Below are 19,943 nucleotides of genomic sequence, written 5' to 3'. Positions count from 1 at the left end.
GCAGGGCCTCCCGTCCGATGCGCGGAACCGACGTCAGAGGCGGAGGCGGGCGAACTCGGGGTCGACGTCGCCGTGCCGGTGCGCGGTGACGACCACCGTCTGTTCACGGAGGTAGTGCGCCATCTCGACGACGCCGGCCTCGACGACGGGGGCGTCGTGGATGGCGGTGTCGATGCCAGCGCCGAGCGCCTCCTCGAGAGCGAGGGGGTCGCCGCCGAGCAGGCGGATCCGCGATCCCGGCCCACCGAAGGCCGTGTGCTGCCGGGGTTCGAAGCCCTGCGACAACACGATGTCGATGGCGTCCTGCGGTTCGGCGGCCCCTCCCGACCACTGCTCGTGGAGGAGCGCCCCGGATGCCGCGCGAGCGAGGAACTCGTCGTCGGTCTCCACCAGGTGGTCGACGACGTCGAGCGGGGACCGACCGCTCGCGAGCAACTGCGTGAGCGGCCCGGGGAGCGCGCGGGCGGTGCTCAGCAGGACGTGCGCCCGGGCAGCGGTCGCTGCGGCGAGGGTCCGGATGAGGTCCCCCGTGCTGACACCCTCGGACTGCCGGACGACCACGGACTGCGGGCGGTGGCGCAGCACGTTCCGTTCGACGCCGAGGTCCGCGGTGTCCCTGGACCGACCGAAGCGCTCCTCGCGCGCCTGGGCGTCGCTGGTGGCACCGGCGCGGACCTGGTCGAACTCCTCGAAGGACAGACCACTGCGGGACGACTCGATGAGGGCCGTGACCCGCGGCGGCAGCCCGTGCAGCTGGATGCTCTTGTGCACGGTGCGGGGGACGGGCTCCCAGTGGCCGAGCATCGCGACCGAGTCGGGGCCGCCACGCTTCGCGACGGCACCGACCGAGGAACTCCCCCAACCGCCGGCGGGCTGCCGGACGACGGTGGTGTCGGTCGTGGCACGGTTCACCACGAGCGTGCCGGCGTCGACCCGGTCGGTCCAGAGGGCGACCTCGTCGACGTCGAGCGTGTGCAGGGCCTCGACCAGGCCGTGGTCGCTGCCGTTCTGGATCGCGATGGCCTGTTCGAGTGTCTCGACCTGCACCACCCCGAGCACCGGGACGCCGACCTCCGGGTGGGTGGAGGCGCTGCCGGGACGGACACCGACGCGGACGCCCGGGGACCAGAGCCGACCGGACTCGTCGAGCAGCCGGGGTTCGACGAGCCAGGACTCCCCCGGGCCGAGGTCGGTCAGGGCGGCCCGCGCTGCCCCGGTCGGCTCGACGACGAGCGGCCCGATCTGCGCGGCCGGGTCGGTGGGCCAGGCGACGCGGAGCGCGCGGGTGGCGTCGGCCAGCTGGCGGAGGAACCGGCTCTCGACGCCGTCCTCGCCGACCGACCCGACGAGCACCACGAGGGAGATCGACGCACTGGCCTGCCCGGACTGGGTGAACGCCGAGGCGACGACGTCGCGGACGGCCTGGTCGATGTCGGCCGCTGGGGTGACGACGGCCGCCGAGACCGCTCCGGTGTCGGCGAGGAGCGGCAGGCCGGCGCGCCACCACCGGAACGAGCGGGCGGTGTCGGGCGACCCGGTGAGCAGCACCCGGTCGACGGCGGGGTGGGCGACGAGGTCGCGGCCGAGCTCACTGACGTCGAGGTCGACGAGCTGGAGCATCGAGTGCGGGACCCCGGCGTCCCAGAGGACGTCGGCGAGCACCGCGCCGGACCGCTTGGCGAGCGGGGACGGCTTGAGGACGACGCCGCTGCCGGCGGCGAGCGCCGAGAGCACGCCGTCGGCCGGGGTGGTCAGCGGCGAGTTCCACGGGGCGACGACGACCGTCAGCCGGGGCGGGACGAAGGTCGCTCCCGTGACGTCGACCAGGTGTCGGGCGCGGTCGGCGGCGTGGTGGGCGGCGTCGACGGCACCGCTGACCTGCCGGTCGGCCTCGGTCAGGGTCATCGCGGTCTCGGCGACGACCACCTCGACCAGGGCGGCACGGCGGGCCTCCAGCTCGTGGGCGACGAGGTCCAGGAGTTCGGCGCGGTCCTGCGGGTCCTGTCGGCCCCAGTTGACGCCTGCCTGCGCGGTGCGCGCGATGGTCCGCTCGAGGCGGGGGCGGTCGGTGACGCGGGCACCGCGGATGGTGGCGGTGCCGAGCTGCGAGCGGGGGACGCGGCGGAGCAGGTCGGCCGCCCACTGCCGGTTCGCGTCGACCCCGGCGTCGGTGTCGACCGCGGGCGGGTGCACGGTGCGGATCTCGGGGGCGCCGAGGGGGACGCGGCGGTCCTGCGTGCGGAGGGTGGCCGGGGCGGGGTGCCCGAGTGCGGCGACCGCGTCGGTCAGGCGGGCACGTGCGCGCTCGGTCTCGGCGGCCCGCTCGTCGTCGGTGCCGCCACCGGACGTCAGGGGGCCGGCAGCGCCCTCGCGCAACCGGCGGGCGAGGTACGGGATCGCCGCGTCGAACTCGTCGGGGTGCACCACGGGGGTGACGAGGGTGACCGTGCCGACGTCGGCGCGGACGGCCTCGAGGACGGTGCCCGTCATGCCGAGGAGCATCTCGACCTCGAGCGCGTCTGCGACCCCGCGACGGTCGGCGAGCACGCGGGCGGCGGCGACCAGCACGGGGTCCCACCCGGTGAGCGCGATCCGCACGGCATCGGTGTGCTCCGGCATGAGTGCGGCGTCGAGCAGGCGCAGGAGCGCGGTGTCGATGTGCCGCCGGTCGGTCCAGACGCCCGGTGGCCGTCCGTGCACGAGGGCGTCGGCCCGTTCCTCGGCCAGGTGGGCACCGTCGACGAGCCGGACCCGGACGGGTGCGCCGCCGCGGAACCGGCGGGCGGTCGCCCACTCGGTGAGCGACGCCAGGACGCCGAGGCTGTCGGGCAGCGACGCCGGCAGCGTGATGCCCGCGGTCGCGTGGGCGAACTCGTCCTGGTCGAGCAGGGTGCGGAACACGGCCACGGAGAGGTCGAGGTCGTGCGGGCCGTCGACGAGCAGCGTGACGGTGCTGTCGGCGGCGACCGCCGCGCGGAACACCGGGACGAGCCGCTCGACCGCCTGCTCGGTGGCGTCGTCGAGGGCCCACGGCGAGGTCGGCGGGACGACGTCCGCGACCGCGAAGGACACCGCCGGGACGTCGTCGCGACCGAGCAGGTCGGTGATCCAGGCCAGGCGGCGGTCGCTCTCGGCGGGACCGAACACGGTCGGGCCGAGGGGTGCAACGTCGAGGCGGGTGCCCGGGCCGGCGAGCTTGCCGAGCGCTGCGCCGAGTCGGGCCGGCGGGGCGTCGACGACCAGGTGTCCGGCCAATCGGCGGAGCACCCGGCGCGCAGACGGGATGACCGCCCACGGCGCCATCGTCGCGAAGCCACCACCGACGGTCACGGCGCCGCGGAGGTACCAGGCGAGGAAGTCCGGGACGTCCCGGCTGGCCTTCTCGAGGTTCCGGGCGGCGACCTTCGGGTCGTCCGGCCGGATCACCTTGTCGACGAACCCGCGGGCGAAGTCGAGACCGCGCTCGTCGCGCAGGACCTCGGCGAGCCGGGCCGCTCGGGCTTCGGGCTTCACGCCGCCGGAGGCGTCCAGCCAGCGCCCGACGAGGGCGGACGCGTCGTCGGTGCAGTCCTGGAGGCGTGCGGGCGGCATGGTCTCGATCGTAGGCCGCTCCCCCGACGTCTCCTCGGAGGCGCCCGTGTGCCGTCCCGGAGTCAGCCGAACGGATGATCCCGGCCCGACGAGCTGCCCTCGCGGATACGCTGGCGGGATGGTGGAGCACGGCGCTGACGGCCACGACTGGGCCACGTGGGACGTGTTCCACGACGTCTGGCGCGGGCTGGACCGGGCGCTCGACGTCGCCGTGCAGCGGGATGCCGGCATCTCCATCCCCGAGTTCGAGATCCTCATCGGCCTGCACCGCGACCCCGAGCACCGGCTGCGGGTCCGCGACATGGCCGCCGGGATCGGCTGGGAGAAGTCGCGCGTCAGCCACCAGGTCACGCGCATGGTGGCCAGGGGGCTGGTCGCGCGCGCCGACTGCCCATCGGACGGCCGCGGCAGTTGGATCGTGATGACCGCGGACGGCCGACGCGCGGTCCTCGCCGGCATCCGGGCGCACACGGCGGCGCTGGAGCAGTTGTTCTGGAGGCCCGTGGCCGGCGACGCGGACACGCTGCGGGCCGTCTCGCACCGCGTCCTCGAGGCGCTCGGTCCGGTGGACACCGGCACTGACCTCGTCCCGGGGGACGCCTGACCTGACAGCCGCCGTCCCCGTCGTGGGAGGATGCCCTGGACCGACTGTGCGGGGGAGGGCAGATGGACAACGACGGCTCACGATCCGCACGCGCGGCACTCGTCGCCGCGCTCGACATCGTCGGGCTCGCACCGTCCGAGCGCTTCGACCGCATCGTCCGGATCGCCCGCGAGGTCTTCGACGTCCCGTTCTCGTACGTCAACCTGCTCGACGACACGCTCCTGCACACCTTGACGCCGAACACGGCCGGCGAGCCGACGTCCGGGCCGCTCGAGTGGTCCTTCTGCCAGTTGACCGTCCAGCGCCCCGGGCCGACGGTCGTCCCGGACACGCTCGCCGACCCGCGCACCGTCGACCTGCCCGGTGTGACGAGCCGCGGCATCCGCTTCTACGCCGGCGTCCCACTGACCATGCCGGGCGACCTGACGATCGGCAGCCTGTGCCTGATGGACGTCCGGCCGCGGGAGTTCAGCCCGCAGGACGAGGCCGCGCTGATCGACCTCGGACGCTGGACCGAACAGGCCCTGACGAAGGGCATGCAGCACGACCGGCTGCTCGAGGTCGTCGAGGCCCTGACCCCGCCGCCCGTCCACGTCCCGGGCTACGCGCTGGCCGGGCTCAGTGTGCCGTACGGCGACCTCAGCGGTGACGTCCACGACTGGACGGTCGCCGACGACGCCGTGACGTTCACGCTCGCCGACATCATGGGCAAGGAGCAGCCCGCCGCACTGCTGGCCGCCGGACTGCGGGCAGCGCTCCGGCAGCACGAGGACCTGCCGCCGGTCGACGCCGTCGGCGCGGTCGAGCCGCGGATCAGCGAGGACCTCAGCCGCGCCTCGGCGTTCGCCACGCTGTTCCACTCCCGCCTGACACCGAGCACCGGACGGGTCGACTTCGTGGACGCCGGCCACGGGCTCGTCGTGCACCTGCACGCAGACGGCACCTCGGACATCCGTCGCTCGCGAGACCTGCCGCTCGGACTGCACCCGCAGGGGGTCCCGTTCCGCCTCGGGTCCCTGGTGCTCGAGCCGGGCGACGCGCTGCTCGTGGCGAGCGACGGGGCGCTGGACCTGGGCGACGGGACGATCGACACCCTGACGGACATCGGGCGGACGTTCCGCCGGGCGCCGAGCACGGCCGCGTTCCTCGAGACGGTGCGCCTGCGGGCCGCGGAGCACGCCGAGGACGACGTCACCGTGACGGTCCTGGCGCGGGACGCGGACTGACCCTCCGGCGGGTCCTGGGCGCCGACGCCACGACGCCACGACGGAACGACGGAACGGTGCTGGCACCTGCGGACAGGTGCCAGCACCGGGGCTCGTGCGCCTGACCCGAACAGGAACACGAACTCCCGCCAGCCTCTCCGGCACCACCGACGCCCGCGGCCCCCGGGAACGGCCGGCAGCGCCCCGGTCGTCCGATCCGGCGTGATGCGGACAGCGCCGGGCTGCGTCACGCCCGGACCCCGGCCGAGCGCCCTCTTCGTGGCCCGGTTCAGCGCACTTCGAACCCGTACAGCGAGTACCCGTACGGCGTGGCCCGGTGCACGCCCTGGAACCGCACGTGACGCCAGGTGCCGGACAGGTCGACCGTGTCCGTGCCTCCGTCGGCGTCACTGACGGTCGCGATCGTGGTCCAGGCGTCGTCGGCCCCGTTCCGCGCCTGGATCCGGTAGGCGGACCCGTACGCGTCCTCCCACCGCAGGGACGCCTGGTGGAGGGGCTGCGCCGATCCGAGGTCGACGTCGAGCCACTGGTCGTCGGTGTGACCGCTCGCCCAGCGGGAGCCCGGGTCGCCGTCCGTGGCGTTCCGCGCGGCGACACCGGCGGCCTCGTCCGCCGACGAAGTCGTCGGGGCGTGCCGTGCCAGGTCGGGCGTCGGTGCACCCTCGGTCGACTGCACCCGGAACGCGAAGAGCGAGTACCCGAACGCCGTGTGGCGCTGCACGCCGAGCATCCGCACGTACCGCGCCCGGACCCCGTCGAGCTCGTGGACCGCGCTGCCGCCGATCCCGTGGTCCTCGGTGGTGACGGTCCGCCAGTCGTCATCCGTCGTGGTCCGCACCTGGACCAGGTACCGGTCCGCGTACGCCGCCTCCCAGTCGAGACGCACGCTGTCGACGGGGACCACGACGCCCAGGTCGACCGCGATCCACTGGTCGTCCGACGCGCGGCTCGCCCACCGGGTGGAGCCACTGCCGTCGACCGCCTGCTCGCCGCCCAGGTCCGCGCGCTCGTCGGAGGACGTCGTCACCGGCTTCCCGACCGCGATGTCCCGCGGGGTGCCGGTGCCGGGGTCCGGGTCGCTGCCGTCACCGGGGCCGACGACGTCGCCGTTCGTCACCGTCGTGATCGTCGCCCGTCCGGAGGCCCCGCCGAGGGTGGCGCTCACGGTCGAGGTGACGCCACCCGTGGCAGCCGCGGTGACCGCGCCGTCGCCGGTGACCGAGCCGCCGCCGTCGATCGTCCACACCGGTGCGCCGTCGGAGCCGGCAGCTGCCGTCACCGGTCCGCCGTCGCCGTCCGCGTCGAACCCGTACGCGGTGAGCGTGGTGCCGGTGCCGGCCGGGAGGCGCGTGGTGCGCGGTCCGACCAGCACCGTCGACGGGGTGAGCGCCGAGACCGACGGGGTGCCGTGGACCTCGAACGACCAGATCGAGTAGCCGTACTGGGTGAGGCGGTCGACGCCGTGCATCCGCACGAACCGCGCGGTGGTGCCGACCGTGACGTGGTCCGCCGCCGCCGTCGTCTTCGCCACGTTCCGCACGGTGCGCCAGGGGCCGTCGGCGGCGTCGGCGACCTGCAGGTCGTACTCCTTCGCGGCGGCGTTCTCCCACGTGACGTCCACGTCGGTGACGTCGGTCGCACGGCCGAGGTCGACGGTGTAGTCGACGGCGTCCTGCCCGTGCTCGCTCTCCCACCGCGTCGTCGGGTCCCCGTCCAGGGCCTTGCCCGGGCTGTTCCCCCCGTCACTCGAGGTCGCGACGGCGGTGGCGTGGAGTGCCTGGTCCGGGACGGTGGCGACCGCCGAGACGACGGCGCTGCCCTCCACCCCGCCGCTCGTGGCGGTGACGTACCCGGCCCCGGCAGCAGCCGCACGGACGCTGCCGTCGTCGGCCGAGCCTCCAGGCAGGGTCGTGGCCCAGGTGACGGGACCGCTCAGGGCGAGCGGGTCGCCGTACTGGTCGCTGCCGGCCGCCGCGAACGTCGTCGGGGTGCCGACGACGAGCTGCTCGAAGCCCGGGGTGACCCGGATCGACGTGAGCTCGGGAGCCGGGGCGACCCGGAACCGGTACGTGTCGCTGACCGACCCCACCGAGGCGGTGACCGTGACGCTGTCGGCGCGCTTCGTGGCGTCGTACGTCCCGTCGGCGGCGATGCTGCCGGTGCTGGCGTCCCAGGTCAGCCCGTCGAGCGGCATCGTCGCGCCGTACTGGTCGTACCCGGTCGCCGTGAACCGCGTGGTGGAACCGGGCACGAGGGTCTTCGGGCTGTCCGCCGTGTCGACCACGATCTCGGCCAGGTGGGCGTCGAGGTGCGAGGTGATCTGGGTGTGCGCGGGGACCGCGATCTCCCCGATCACCCGCTGGCCGTCGTAGACCTCGTAGGAGTGCTGGACGTCGTCGACGTTGTCGAGCACGTAGGAGTACGTGCCGTCGGCGGCGCGGAACACCTGGCTGAGCGGGTCGGAGGTGTGCCGGTCCGTGACCTCGGTGCCCACCGTCCGGTTCGACGCCGCCTGGTGGTAGACCAGGCCGGCCATCGACTGCCCGGTGACGGCCGGGTCCTTCGCCTTCCACAGTGCCCGGTGGATGTCGAGGTACGTGTCGGGGTCGTACTGCGCGAGGAAGCCGAGCACGACGTTGCCGAGCGCGTCGCCCATGTCGCTGAACACCGCTGCCGCGTGCGCGGTGTCGGTACCGGGCCGGTGGTCCGTCAGGTCCACCGAGTAGAGCCGGTTGATCGTCGCCGTGTCGGCGGTGTACCGGGTCGACAGGTACGGCAGCAGCGGTGACTGCACGGGCCAGTCCTTCGGCTGCTCGTCCGCCGTCGGTCCGTCGGTCTTCGCGGGCACGAGTGCGGCGGGCAGCGTCGTCGGGGTCCAGTACTGCGCCGGGAACACCACCTCGCCGTTCGCGTCGGTGCTGACGAAGAGCGTGCCGGTCGCCTGGTCGTACAGCGGGTTCGCGGCCGTCTTCGCCGTGACGTACCCGGGGTGGTTCGCCTCGGCGGCACGGACGGCGTCCTCGAGTTCACCGATCGCGGCGTTCCGGTCCTGCGCGATCGTGTCGTTGCCGTAGGTCCCGACGCCCCACCACTTCTTGGTGAGCATCTGGATGTGGGCGGCGTTGCCGTTCACGACGCCGTCCTGCCCGACGACCCGTGGGCGCGCCTGCATCATCTGCCGCATGATCGCCTTCGAGAAGCCCGGGTCCCAGCCGAAGAAGTCGAACCAGGGTGCGGTCGGCATCCATTGGATGCCGTAGATCCACGCGGGGTCGCCGGAGAAGTACGTGGCTTCGGCCTGGCCCGAGTCGAACAGGATGCCCGCCTGGCCGTACCGGTACGCGTCGGGGAACGCGCCGTTGCCGTCGTACGACTTCGACGCGGTGTTGCCGTGGGCGTTCTGGTAGTAGTCGCGGACCGCGGCGCGTTCGGTGACGTACTCCATCGCGCCGGTGGCCTGCATCTGCTCGTTCCCGAGCACCGTGCCGAGGAGGAACAGGCCGGCCTCGGACTGGATCGCCTCGGACGACGACTCCTGGTTGTTGCCACCCGGGGACGAGACACCGCCCGCGTTCGAGTGGCCCTCCCACACGCCGAAGGTCCGCAGGTGCGGGAACCGGTCGTCGTCCCGGTCCCAGTTGGCGTACTGCTTGGTCACCAGGGTGGCCATGCCCTCGTACCGCTCCGCCCAGCCGGGATCGACCGCCCCGAGGAGCGCGGTGGCGACGGCGAAGTAGCCGTAGTGGAAGTGGTTGTCGTTGAACTGCGCGGACCCGTACGAGTCACCGAAGCCGATCAGCGCCTTCCACGTCGGGTACATGGCGAAGAAGTGCTCACTCTCCCCCGTCGAGTACGTGTACCAGTCGGTCAGGGCCTTCGTGAGCGTGGCCTGGAGCTTCCGCTCGTCGTCGGTGTCACCGATCTGCCGTGCCACCGTCATGTACTCGGCGAGCTGCTGCAGGTCCTTGCCGCCCCAGTAGGTGTCGCCGCCGTACGTGGTCTTCGTGGCGTAGTCGGAGAGGTACTGCCGGAGCACGTCCCGCTCGTCCTGCCCCTCCGGTGAGGCGCCGGTGGGCGTGATGCCGGTGAAGGCGTAGTCGAGGGTCCAGCCGTCGTGGCCGATCGTGGTCTTCATCGTGCCGCGCGGGGTCGCGTACGTGGCACCGGTGAAGTGCAGGTCGTTCGTCGTCTCGGCGTACTGGTGCTGCAACCAGCCCTGCACGGTGTCGTGGTTCGAGCCCTGCAACGCGTCGGTCTGCACCGACCACTGCTGCTCGACCTGGCCCGCCGCCGGGTCGTACGAGTAGTCCATCGTGGTGTTGCGCGGCACGGCGAACGCGTACTGCTGCAACCGGTCGAGGCTGAGGCCACTGGCCGGGACGGCGCTGAGCACCAGGTAGGCCGTGCCCGCGGACGCGTCGATGGCGTTGCCGCTCCGGGTGAAGGTCGTCCCGGCTGGCGCGTGCACGCCGAACACGTGGTCGCCCTGCCGGATCTCGAACCGGTCGCCCGTGAACGGGAAGCTGATCGGCTCGCCGGCACCGTCGGTGATCGTCGCACCCGGTCGCACCGACAGGCGCGGGGTCATGCCGTGGTACTCGAACCACTCGTACGGGTTGCCCTGCACGCTCGTGACGTCCATGTACTGGCCGCCCGCACCCGCCTGCGGCATCCGCCAGCTGACGTTCCAGTCGCCCCAGCGGAGCGCGTCCGCCTCGGTCGCGGAGAACGCCGTCGAGAACCGCTGCGCGACCCCGTCCGGCTCGTCCGTCAGGAGCACCTGGTCGACCATCACGTGGGCCCAACCGGCGTTCAGCGAGTCGACGACACGGAGCTGGGCCTGCTGACCCGCCCACGCGCTGACGTCCCAGTCGACCCAGCGGAACTGCTCGCTGTCGTCGCCGGTGGCGGAGGCGACGACCTGCCCGCCGACGACGAGCTGCACGGCCTCCTGGTCGGCGTGCTTCCCACCTGCGACCATGAACGCGAGCGTCGAGTGGTCGACGGTGAACGGCTTCGACGTCATCGTGCCCGTGGCGCCGTCCCCGCCCGTCGCGCCCCACGACGTCAGGTACCCGTTGCCCAGCCAGCCGGACACCTGGCTCTGCCCCGCGGCGGTGTCCGTCGCCCCGCTGAACGCCGTGCCGGTGCTCGTCCACCCATCGGGGACGCCGTGCTCGAAGTCGGCGAGCAGCTCGTCCGAGGGGTCGGCGGCGGGGGTCACCGTGCCGCTCACCGTCACCGGGGACTCCAGCTGCATCGCGGTGCCGTCGCTGTTCCACTTCGTCGGGTACGTCAGCTTCGTACCGTCCTGGCTGTTCGAGGACACGAACGGGTACGCCCACATGTCGCCGGAGTACTTGCTCACCAGCAGGTCGGTCCACCACTGGTTGGTCGGCACCGGCTTCCCCGCCTGGGACGGGTCGATGTACAGGTGCTGGTCCACCGTCTTCTGCACGTCTCCGCTGTCGCTGATCGAAGTCGGCGGCGTGGGCGCGAACGACCCCGAACCGACCCGGGCGCCGTCGGTGGGCGGAGTCGGCACCGTGGCGGGGGTCGGCAGCGCGGTGCGGGTCGGCGCCGCGGTGCGGGTCGGCGCCGATCGTGTCGAGTCGGTCGCCAGGTCGGCTGCGCTGGCACCGGTCGCGGGTCCGACGACCGCGGCGATCACCGTCATCACCACGAATCCGGACATGACGGTGGTGCGGGGCGTGGAGCGGCTTCTGCGCGGTCGTTCCGCGTGGCGTCGGGGCACGGTCCGACGGTATCGGCGCGTTCACGCGACGTCAGTCGGTAGAACTACGGACCCGGGCGGGATCACCCACCCCACTTCGGGGGCGGGGACGGAACGGCCGTCGCGAGTTCCGGCGGGGCCCCTGTGGTCCGACCGTCAGGCTCGACGCGGGTTCGCGGGCTCTGGCGGCGCGAAGCTCTGCAGGAACGCGAAGTGCTCGCGGAGCACCGTCGACCCCATCGCGGTGAGTGAGACCCAGCTGCGCGCCTGTCCCTTGGCGCGTTGCACACGGCGGAGGTCGACGTAGCCCGCATCGGTGAGGATGCGGAGGTGTTCGCTGAGGGTGGCGTCCGAGACGTCGAGCGCCTCGCGCAGGACGCCGAACTCGACCTCCCCACCGCGCGCCGACACGGCGCAGATCTGCAGCCGCTGCGGCGCGTGGACGACGGCGGGACAGGGCGATGAGGCCGACGACCCCGAGCAACAGCCACGGGGAGTTCTCGGTCCCGCTGACCCCGAAGACCACCGCAGTGACGAGTCCGCCGCGCAGCAGGTGCACCCACCACGGCGAGCGCCTTCGCGCGGCGAGACGGGTCTGTGCGTCGCCGGTTCCGGTTCGGCGCATGGCACGACCAGGCGTGCAAGGAGGGCACGAGCTCGGGGATGAGTTCGTGCCCTCCGCAGAGGTCGGGTTCAGCCCCAGGGCGCCGGAGTGGGGGCGTCCGCAGGGCTGCCGAGCTGCCCCATGAGGCCGGCGAAGTCCTCGAGGTGCCAGGTCGCCACGATCCTCCCGTCGCGGACCTGGTGCACGTCCATGGTGCGCATCTCGATGCGCCTGCCGGTGGGCTCGTGACCCATGAAGGCGCCCTGGTGCGTGCCGGAGACGGTGTTGCGGACCGCGACCTTGTCGCCCTGGACGATGATGTCCTGGTGCGCGACGTCGTAGTCGGGCATGGCGTGACGGAAGAGGGCGATCTGGGCGGCCATGCCGGCGGGTCCCTGCTGCTGGCCCGGGGCCAGGGGCAGGTCGATCCAGTCCTCCGCCAGGACCTCGTCGTAGCCGGTGGTGTCGCCGGTGCGGAAGGGCTCGTAGAACGCCCGCACGATGTTCTCCGTGGCGGTGTCGTCGGTGTCGTTCTGCTCGTTCGTGGTGCTCATGAGGGTGGACCTTTCGAGATGGTCGATGCGAGGTGGAAAGAGGAGCGAGTTGAGGGCGGCGAGACGCGCAGGGAGTGCTGGGCGGATCTAGCCGAGGGCGAGGACGAGGCCGGCGATGACGAGCACGAGTGCCGTCGCGCCGTGGACGCCGAGGGCCTGGCGGAGCGTGCCACCGTTGGTGACGACGATGATCGCGTCACCGATCGGCGTGATCGCCGCGGCGAGAAGAGCCCACCCGAACACGTGCGGGCCGGCGACGAGCAGGACCACCAGTGGCACGATGCCGGAGGTGATGTCACGGACACCCTTGATGCTGGTGAACGCACGACGGCGGTCCTCGCCGACACCGAACCCGGCGGTGGCGACCCTCGGCGCGAGGAGGAAGCGGCCGCCGATGAAGAGGATGAAGAGGCAACCGAGGATGGCGACCAGGAGCGCGGCGAAGATCATGGGACGAACCTTTCTGTCGTTACATAACGTCGTTCTGCAACGAACGTAGCACGACGACGGTGCTTCGTCTACCGCTGTTACCTAACTTCGTTCTGCTACTGTGGCGCCATGTCACCACGACCAGCTCCCGACCTCGCCCTCCGGCGTGACCAGATCACCCGAGCGGCTCGCAGCATCGCGGAAGCAGAGGGCTGGGAAGCCGTCACCATGCGTCGGCTCGCATCCGAGATCGGGGTGACGCAGCCGGTCATCTACTCCGCGTTCGCCGGCGGCCGACAGGCGCTCATCGACGCCGTCGCGCTCGGCGGGTTCGATGCGATCGCGACCGCACTCGAAGACGTCCCCGCCGAACCCCTCGCGCGGATGCAGGCGTACCTCGACTTCGCCGCCGCCCAGCCGCACGTCTACGCGGCGATGTTCTCGATGCCGTCGGGACTCGAGTTCGGGACGGGGACCGGACCAGATGCCCTCGAGCGTGCCTTCGCCGCGATCCGGGCGGCGTTCCCTGGTCCCGACGACACCGACGCCGAGGTGGCGTGGGCGACGGTGCACGGTCTGGCGACCCTCGAGATCAGCGGGCGGTTGCCCGCCACGAGGTCCCGTGCACGACTCGACCACGCTCACCGGGCTCTGGCCCGAGGGCAGGACAGAGCCGCAGTCCCCACGAGCTCCCGGTCCCGGGACGACCTCCGCGTGGCCGACTGAGCCGACGTCCGTCAGTCCGAGACGTCCGCCAAGGTCGCCGCCACGAACGACGCCAGCGCGTCCGCCCCGGAGTGGTCGTCGGCCGTGACGGTCACCACGGCGTCCGCCGCCGGGTCGAAGAGGAGCATCTGCCCGCCCGCCCCGTGCAGCCGCCAGAGCTGCGCCGGCCCGTCCCACCCGGCGAGTGCGTACCGCTCGTACGCCGGGTCCCGACCGGCCACGACCCAGTCGGCGTGCAGGGCGTCGACCCACTGCGCCGCGACGAGCTGCTGCCCGCCGACCCGGCCTCGGTCGCGGACGAGTCGACCGATCCGTGCGACCTCGGCGGTCCGGAGGAACAGCCCGCCCCCGGCCGCGACGGAACCGTTCGGGCACCGCTCCCACTCGGCGCCGTCGATGCCGAGCGGGGTGAGCAGCCGGTCCTGCACGAAGCGGCCGACGTCACCGACTCGGGTCGCCAGGACACGCATCGCCGTGTAGGTACTGGCGTTCGCGTACTGGAACACCCGGCCCCGGCTCGGGCGCCCGAGGAACTCGACGGCCAGGTCCGGCCAGTCGGTGAGGAGCGTCGGGGTCCAGGGCAGGTCGACACCGCTCGTCATGCTGAGCAGGCGACGGAGCGTGACACGCTGCGTGCCCTCGCCGAACCGGACCTCGGGCAGGTACTCCGGGACCGGCACGTCGATGTCGACCACACCGTCGTCGGCGGCGATCCCGACCGCCAGGACGCAGACGCCCTTCGCGATCGACTGCACGTCCTCCGGTTCGTCGGGCGTCCAGCGGTGGTCGGCGACGTCGTCGCGGACGAGCACGTGCAGCCCGTGGGCGCCGAAACCGCTCCGGGTGACCTCGGCCACGACGGCGTCCCGGACGGTGTGCGCGCGAGTCATCCCGCCATCCTCTCGTGCGCGAACGGCCCTCGGAGCGGGTGCGGGGATCAGAGGTCGTCCGCGCCAGCGTGCCCGCCCCCCCCCAGTCGAACCTCGACGCTCGCGATGTCGGCGCGGGGCACGTCCGTCGTGGCGGACAGGCCACGGGCCTCCCGTCCGGCCGCCGTCCACGACGTCGAACCCGGACTTGTCGGTGAGGCGTACCGGTCCGCCGAGGAGCCAGCCGACGCGGTGCGCGACCGAGGCGAGGGTGCTCTCGTGGCCGGTGAGGGGCCTGGTCGGTCTGCAGGGCCTCGTCACGGAAGTAGGCGTCGCGCGCGGCTTCCGGCGTGCTGATCTTGCCGACTCCCGCCACCGCGATGGCGATGGCGATGGCGATGGCGATGGCGATGGCGACCTTGGTACGAGTGCGCATTCCCACACCCAGGACACGAGACGGCCTGCTGGATCGTCCACGGATCGACCGGCTCATCGGGAACGCCCACCTCCGGGCCACTAGTCTGTGCGATCGGACAGCTTGCCCGGACCGTCGAGGAGACCATCACATGTCAGTCGGACTGCTCGCCGTCGTGGACGACATCCTCAGCGCGGCGCTCAAGGCCAGCGCGAAGACCGCGGGCGTCGTCATCGACGACGCCGCCGTCACCCCGCAGTACGTGCAGGGCCTGGCGCCAGCGCGGGAGCTCCCCGTGGTCGGTCGCATCGCACTCGGCAGCCTGTTCAACAAGTTCGTCATCATCATCCCCCTGGCGCTGCTGCTGTCGGCCTTCGCGCCCTGGGTCCTGCCGTGGTTGCTCGTCATCGGCGGCACCTACCTGTGCTTCGAGGGGGCCGAGAAGGTCACCGAGTGGTTCGGCGTGCACCACGAGGCCGCCTCGGACGAGGCCGCGAGCGAGCCGAAGCTCGTGTTCGGCGCGATCCGCACCGACCTCATCCTCAGCACCGAGATCATGCTCATCGGGCTCGCCAGCCTGGACACCGACCTGGGCTTCTGGCCGACCCTCGGTGCGCTCGCGGTGATCGGCCTCGGCATGACCCTGCTGGTCTACGGCGCCGTCGCACTGCTGGTGAAGATCGACGACATCGGCCTGCAGATGATGAAGAACCCGGTCCGGCGCACCCGTCGCGCCGGCGCCCGGATCGTCCGCGCGATGCCGGCCGTGTTCCGGGTGATCAGCATAGTCGGCACCGTCGCGATGCTCTGGGTCGGCGGCCACCTGGTCATCGCGAACCTGGCGGAGACGTTCTGGGCCGGGCCGTACGAGCTGCTGCACCACGTCGAGCACGCCGTCCGGGGTGCCGGCCCCGTCGTCACGTGGGTCGTCGACACGGCGATCTCGGCCGTCGCGGGACTCGTCCTCGGCATGGTCGTCGTCGGGATCGTGCTGGGGATCGGGCGACTGCGGGGCCGCGCGCACTGACGGCCTCGGCCCGCGACCTGCCGTTGATCGACGCTGTCGGAGACGAATGAGGACCGCGTCGGCCCGCAGAGGTGTGAGTATGTGGCCATGGTGAGTGACGAGACGGCCGACGTGTCGGAGATCCACGGGCCGGCGTGGGAGCGCACCGTGCTGCTCGTGATCCCGCCGAACGACGTCGACGAGGTGCACGAGTCGGTCGATGACCTCTGGCACCTGAACACCGACCTCGGCAGTGGCGAGCGAGCGCGGTTCGAGACCGCACTGCTCGAACTCGCCGGGAACGTCATCGAGCACACCGAGGGCAGCGAGCGGTTGCTGTGCGAGCTGACACTCCGCCGGACGTCGACGGCGCTGGAGGCGCTGCTCAGCGACAGCGGTGCCGAGGTGCGCGTGCCGTTCCGCACCACGATGCCGGACCCCGAGGAGATGGCGGAGTCCGGGCGCGGCATCGCGATGATCGAACTGCTGATGGACGACTTCTCCTACGAGCGCGATCCCGAGGGGAACCGGTGGCGACTGGTGATGCGCCTCCCCGGGCCGCTGCAGCGAGAGCACCACGTCGCCACCGGCGGGACGGGCTCATCGTGAGCAGATCGGCGGGCGACGGCCGGAGACGGCGGAGTCCGTCCGGATGGACGGTGACGATCGCTCCGGGGTCACCGCTCCGTCGTGCGGGGCTGGCGGACCGGTTCCGTGTCGTTGGTGACAGCCCAGTGCGCGAGCAGTTGCAGGCTGTCGTGTGAGGCTGATCCGGGTGATGCGAGGTAGGTGACCAGCGCGAGTCCGCGACGGGAGCCGATGTCGAGCGACTCGAACGTCAGGTCGAGGTCACCGACGATCGGGTGGTGCACCAGTTTCTCGCCCGACCTGTGTTCCCGCACCGTGTGGCTGGCCCAGAGGGTGCGGAATGCCTCGCTCGCCACCGACAGCTCGCCGACGAGCGTGGTGAGTGCGCGGTCGCCGGGAGTGCGGGCCGCCTCGGTCCGGAGCACCGCGACGCTCTGTTCGGCAACGCTGTCCCAGTCGCGGTAGAAGTCGTGCGACCGGGGGTCGAGGAAGATGTACCGGCCGAAGTCCACCGACCGGCCCGGAGTACCGAAGAGGTCACTGTAGAACGCGCGACCGAGCCGGTTCGACGCGACCACGTCGAGCGTGCTGTTCTGCACGATCACCGGCATGTCCGTCATGCCGTCCACGATCTGCTGCACGCTCGCACTGACGTGCTGTGGTCGTTGTGCGGTGCGCCGCGTCCGGAGGCTCGTGGGCGCGTTGGCAGCACGAACGAGGTCGACCAGATGCGTGGCTTCGACATCGTCGAGGAGCAGGGCGCGGGTGACGCCGTCGAGGACGCTGTCGGAGACGCCGGTCGCGTTGCCGCGTTCGAGGCGGGTGTAGTACTCGACGCTGATCCCGGCGACGAGAGCCACTTCCTCCCGTCGGAGTCCCGCGACTCGGCGGCGTCCGCCGAAGTCGGGCAGGCCGATCTGCTCCGGGGTGAGCCGTGCCCGCCGCGATGTCAGGAAGTCGCGGATCTCCGCCTGGGTGTCCACCCGTCGACGGTACGTCACTCCGGTACCCCGAGAGGGTCCCTGTCAGTGACCGTGTCGGCGGAGTCTGGCTCCGTCCGAGGCGGCGACGTTGACTTGCAGCGTTCCCGACAGGAAGGCACTCCCATGACCGACTCCACGGTTTGGTTCATCACCGGCGCAGCACGCGGGATGGGCATCGACCTGACCAGGGCCGCCCTCGCCGCCGGCCACCGCGTCGTCGCGACCGCGCGTGACGCTGCGAAGGTCACCGACGTGTTCGGTGACCAGGAGAACCTGCTGGCGGTGTCACTCGACATCACCGACGAGCGCGCCGCCCGGGCAGCCACCGACGCTGCCGTCGCCCACTTCGGTCGCATCGACGTGCTCGTCAACAACGCCGGCTTGTTCTACGCCGGGTTCTTCGAGGAGATCAGCCCGGCGCAGATGCGGCAGCAGATGGAGACGAACTTCTTCGGCCCGCTCACCGTCACCCGCGCGGTCCTGCCCGTCATGCGTCGTCAGCGCAGCGGTCAGGTCATCACGATCAGCTCGACAGCGGGCATCGTCGGTCAGGAGTTCGTCGCGGCGTACTGCGCATCGAAGTTCGCGCTCGAGGGATGGATGGAGTCGATCCGCTACGACCTCGCTCCGTACGGCATCGCGACGATGATCGTCGAGCCCGGCTTCTTCCGCACCGAACTGCTCGTCGAAGGCTCGTCGACGATCTGGCCCGAGCTGTCGGTCGAGGACTACGCCGAGCGCACCGCGACGACGATCGAGGCGTGGAAGGGCATGAACGGCAAGCAAGGAGGGGACCCCGCCAAGCTCGCGGCCGCCCTGGTCTCCCTGACCGATTCCGGCGAAGCCCCACTGCGCTGGGTCGCGGGCGCCGATGCCGTGCAGACCGCCCTCGGCAAGGCGAACCTGCTCCTCGAGCAGGTCGCGGCACACGAGCAGCTGTCCTCCTCGCTCGCCCACGACGCCTGATCCCCTGACCGACCACCGGTTGTCTGCCGCCGCGCATCCGCCAGCGCGGTCACGCTCGACTGCGCCGTCGTGACCTCCCCGGTTCGGACCTCTGGATCATCGCCCACTCCGCCGCCGCAGGCAGCTCCGGTACGACTGGAGGCCGTTGCTCAGAACGAGCAACGGCCTCCACTCCCGGTCACCAACTCGGGTTCCGCACGTCACGTGCTGGTGTTCCCCGCCCGGTCACGGACCGGGCCGGGGTGAGACTTCGGGTCAGTTGGAGCGCCCGTTGCCGTCGCGACGGTCGTCGTCGTCCTCGGGCTTGCGCACGCCGGCCTTGGCGATGCCGCGGCTGAGGATGTAGGCCATCGTCACGAGCGCGACGTAGAACCAGGCCTGGTCGGCACCGAAACCGGTGTGGCCCTCGTCGGCGTTGTCGACGACCGCCGACGCGATGAGGATGGCGAGCGACACCACGATCCACGCGTAGAACTCCGTGGTCTTCAGTGCGGACTTCGTCTCGTTCCAAGTGCGACGGACGACGTTGTCGTGTCGTGCGGGGTTTCCTGCCGTGTTCGACATGGGTGTCTCCTTCACATTCTGTGCCGCCGGACTCCGGCGGCATCGTTGCGGTCCACACTTGTCTCGCGTCGCTGATTACCAACCCAGTTTCGTTTCCCAGCCGCACAGCCGGGCAGGGGCCCCCGCGGTCGAGGCGCTGCAGTCACTGAGGCGACCGCGACCGCGACCGCGGACCTGGCCCGGGCGTACGGCCACATCCGCCGACCGTTGATCGCCGTGATCAACGAACGGGCGAGGGGGCAGGCGAGGCGACCGTGCGCCGTGCCGTCGCGGAAATGGACTCGCACCTGCCGGACACGATCACGATGGCGGACATCGCCGCCGCCCCGTGCATCACCCCGTCGTCTGCAGGTCGGGTTCCAGCTGACAGCCGACGGTCGGCGCCTGCCGTCAGGTGCGGGGATGCGCGGTGATGAAGACGGCGCGGGTGCGGTCGGTGATGTCGTCGACGAACTCCTGATGCGCTGGCTCGAGGACGTCGTCGGAAGCGTCTTCTGTGAGCACGGGGATCCCCGGGCCGAGCACCAGGTTGACGGACGTGTTCGCGCCGCTCAGATCGACTGCCGGCATCGTCACGACGTCCGCGCGCGAGCTCTGACTCAACGCTGCTGTGTAGCGCAACACGGCGGCAGCGGCCGCGCTGCTGGTGAGGATCGAGGACAGTCCGTAGACGAGGTACATCATGATGATCCGGTTCCGACCTGCTCCTTTCGGCTGGTGCCGAGGAAGGTGCACCTGGTGACGGTGCGGCTGGTCATGTGGGTGGGCACCCGCGACCAGCTCAAAGGGGGCGAATCGTGTGCAGAACGGTGCACGCGATCAACGAGGTCTCGTGCTCCTTGCACGCTACGACTCACTCGTGATTTCCCCGAGGATGCCCGCGCGAAAGGGATGAACGGGCGAACGAGCGTCGACGAGGAAGGTCTGAGCGGCAAGCCGCCGGGTCGCTATGCAGACCGTTCGTCTCCACGTAGCCCGCCGAGAAACTCCGGGAGCTGGACGCAGCGACTGCTTCCGTGCGAGACATCACCCGACGGTGGGGCTCTGCACACATGGGCCGGTTCTCCGGCGCCTACCAAGCGTT

Annotated in this window: 15 protein-coding genes; 6 read left to right on the top strand and 9 right to left on the bottom strand. The window is 71.6% G+C overall.

Annotation, left to right across the window (positions count from 1 at the left end; translation table 11 throughout):
• Positions 1-33: 33 nt before the first annotated feature.
• On the bottom strand, positions 34-3,591 hold the full coding sequence (locus tag DEJ25_RS02810; RefSeq protein WP_111043687.1) for a proline dehydrogenase family protein: 3,558 nt from the start codon (positions 3,589-3,591) through the stop codon (positions 34-36).
• 118 nt (positions 3,592-3,709) lie between these two features.
• Here DEJ25_RS02810 and DEJ25_RS02805 point away from each other — a divergent pair, with 118 nt between their 5' ends.
• Positions 3,710-4,195, top strand: coding sequence for a MarR family winged helix-turn-helix transcriptional regulator (locus DEJ25_RS02805; protein WP_181427330.1), 486 nt, complete (start codon positions 3,710-3,712; stop codon positions 4,193-4,195).
• A 62-nt stretch (positions 4,196-4,257) separates the two neighbouring features.
• The gene (locus tag DEJ25_RS02800; protein WP_110905142.1) at positions 4,258-5,421 is read left to right on the top strand and encodes a PP2C family protein-serine/threonine phosphatase; all 1,164 of its coding nucleotides are present in this window, start codon (positions 4,258-4,260) and stop codon (positions 5,419-5,421) included.
• 268 nt (positions 5,422-5,689) lie between these two features.
• Here DEJ25_RS02800 and DEJ25_RS02795 read toward each other — a convergent pair whose 3' ends face one another.
• The 4 genes from DEJ25_RS02795 to DEJ25_RS02780 all read right to left on the bottom strand — a co-directional run bounded on the left by DEJ25_RS02795 (position 5,690) and on the right by DEJ25_RS02780 (position 12,763).
• Complete coding sequence (locus DEJ25_RS02795) at positions 5,690-11,176, bottom strand: discoidin domain-containing protein (protein ID WP_146240604.1); 5,487 nt, start codon at positions 11,174-11,176, stop codon at positions 5,690-5,692.
• Between the two features lie 135 nt (positions 11,177-11,311).
• Positions 11,312-11,581, bottom strand: a complete 270-nt coding sequence (locus DEJ25_RS17195) for a transcriptional regulator (RefSeq protein ID WP_375334531.1) — start codon at positions 11,579-11,581, stop codon at positions 11,312-11,314.
• Between the two features lie 267 nt (positions 11,582-11,848).
• Complete coding sequence (locus tag DEJ25_RS02785) at positions 11,849-12,313, bottom strand: ester cyclase (protein ID WP_111043684.1); 465 nt, start codon at positions 12,311-12,313, stop codon at positions 11,849-11,851.
• An 87-nt stretch (positions 12,314-12,400) separates the two neighbouring features.
• On the bottom strand, positions 12,401-12,763 hold the full coding sequence (locus tag DEJ25_RS02780) for a DUF4267 domain-containing protein (RefSeq protein WP_110905145.1): 363 nt from the start codon (positions 12,761-12,763) through the stop codon (positions 12,401-12,403).
• Between the two features lie 108 nt (positions 12,764-12,871).
• Here DEJ25_RS02780 and DEJ25_RS02775 point away from each other — a divergent pair, with 108 nt between their 5' ends.
• Positions 12,872-13,468: a TetR/AcrR family transcriptional regulator gene (locus tag DEJ25_RS02775; RefSeq protein WP_110905146.1), complete on the top strand. Its 597-nt coding sequence runs from the start codon at positions 12,872-12,874 to the stop codon at positions 13,466-13,468.
• Positions 13,469-13,479: 11 nt separating this feature from the next.
• On the opposite strand, the gene DEJ25_RS02770 is transcribed toward DEJ25_RS02775, so the two are convergent.
• A complete protein-coding gene (locus tag DEJ25_RS02770; protein WP_111043683.1) occupies positions 13,480-14,358 on the bottom strand; it encodes a serine hydrolase in 879 nt (292 codons plus the stop codon).
• Between the two features lie 545 nt (positions 14,359-14,903).
• Between DEJ25_RS02770 and DEJ25_RS02765 the strand changes: the two genes are divergently transcribed.
• Positions 14,904-15,779, top strand: coding sequence for a DUF808 domain-containing protein (locus DEJ25_RS02765; RefSeq protein WP_110905149.1), 876 nt, complete (start codon positions 14,904-14,906; stop codon positions 15,777-15,779).
• An 87-nt stretch (positions 15,780-15,866) separates the two neighbouring features.
• Complete coding sequence (locus tag DEJ25_RS02760) at positions 15,867-16,367, top strand: ATP-binding protein (RefSeq protein WP_110905150.1); 501 nt, start codon at positions 15,867-15,869, stop codon at positions 16,365-16,367.
• A gap of 68 nt (positions 16,368-16,435) precedes the next feature.
• Here the strand turns inward: DEJ25_RS02760 and DEJ25_RS02755 are convergent, their stop codons facing one another.
• Positions 16,436-17,329, bottom strand: coding sequence for a helix-turn-helix domain-containing protein (locus tag DEJ25_RS02755; RefSeq protein ID WP_110905151.1), 894 nt, complete (start codon positions 17,327-17,329; stop codon positions 16,436-16,438).
• 123 nt (positions 17,330-17,452) lie between these two features.
• Between DEJ25_RS02755 and DEJ25_RS02750 the strand changes: the two genes are divergently transcribed.
• Entirely contained in the window at positions 17,453-18,295 is an 843-nt protein-coding gene (locus DEJ25_RS02750) for an SDR family NAD(P)-dependent oxidoreductase (RefSeq protein WP_111043682.1), read from the top strand.
• 255 nt (positions 18,296-18,550) lie between these two features.
• On the opposite strand, the gene DEJ25_RS02745 is transcribed toward DEJ25_RS02750, so the two are convergent.
• A complete protein-coding gene (locus DEJ25_RS02745; RefSeq protein WP_110904327.1) occupies positions 18,551-18,859 on the bottom strand; it encodes a hypothetical protein in 309 nt (102 codons plus the stop codon).
• A gap of 390 nt (positions 18,860-19,249) precedes the next feature.
• Complete coding sequence (locus tag DEJ25_RS02740; protein ID WP_111043681.1) at positions 19,250-19,543, bottom strand: hypothetical protein; 294 nt, start codon at positions 19,541-19,543, stop codon at positions 19,250-19,252.
• Between the last annotated feature and the right edge of the window lie 400 nt (positions 19,544-19,943).

It is taken from the genome of Curtobacterium sp. MCPF17_011 (genome assembly GCF_003234145.1).
Taxonomy (GTDB): Bacteria; Actinomycetota; Actinomycetes; order Actinomycetales; family Microbacteriaceae; genus Curtobacterium.
The sequence above is the reverse complement of the archived record's forward strand: the minus strand, read 5'-3'. Positions and strand labels throughout refer to the sequence as shown.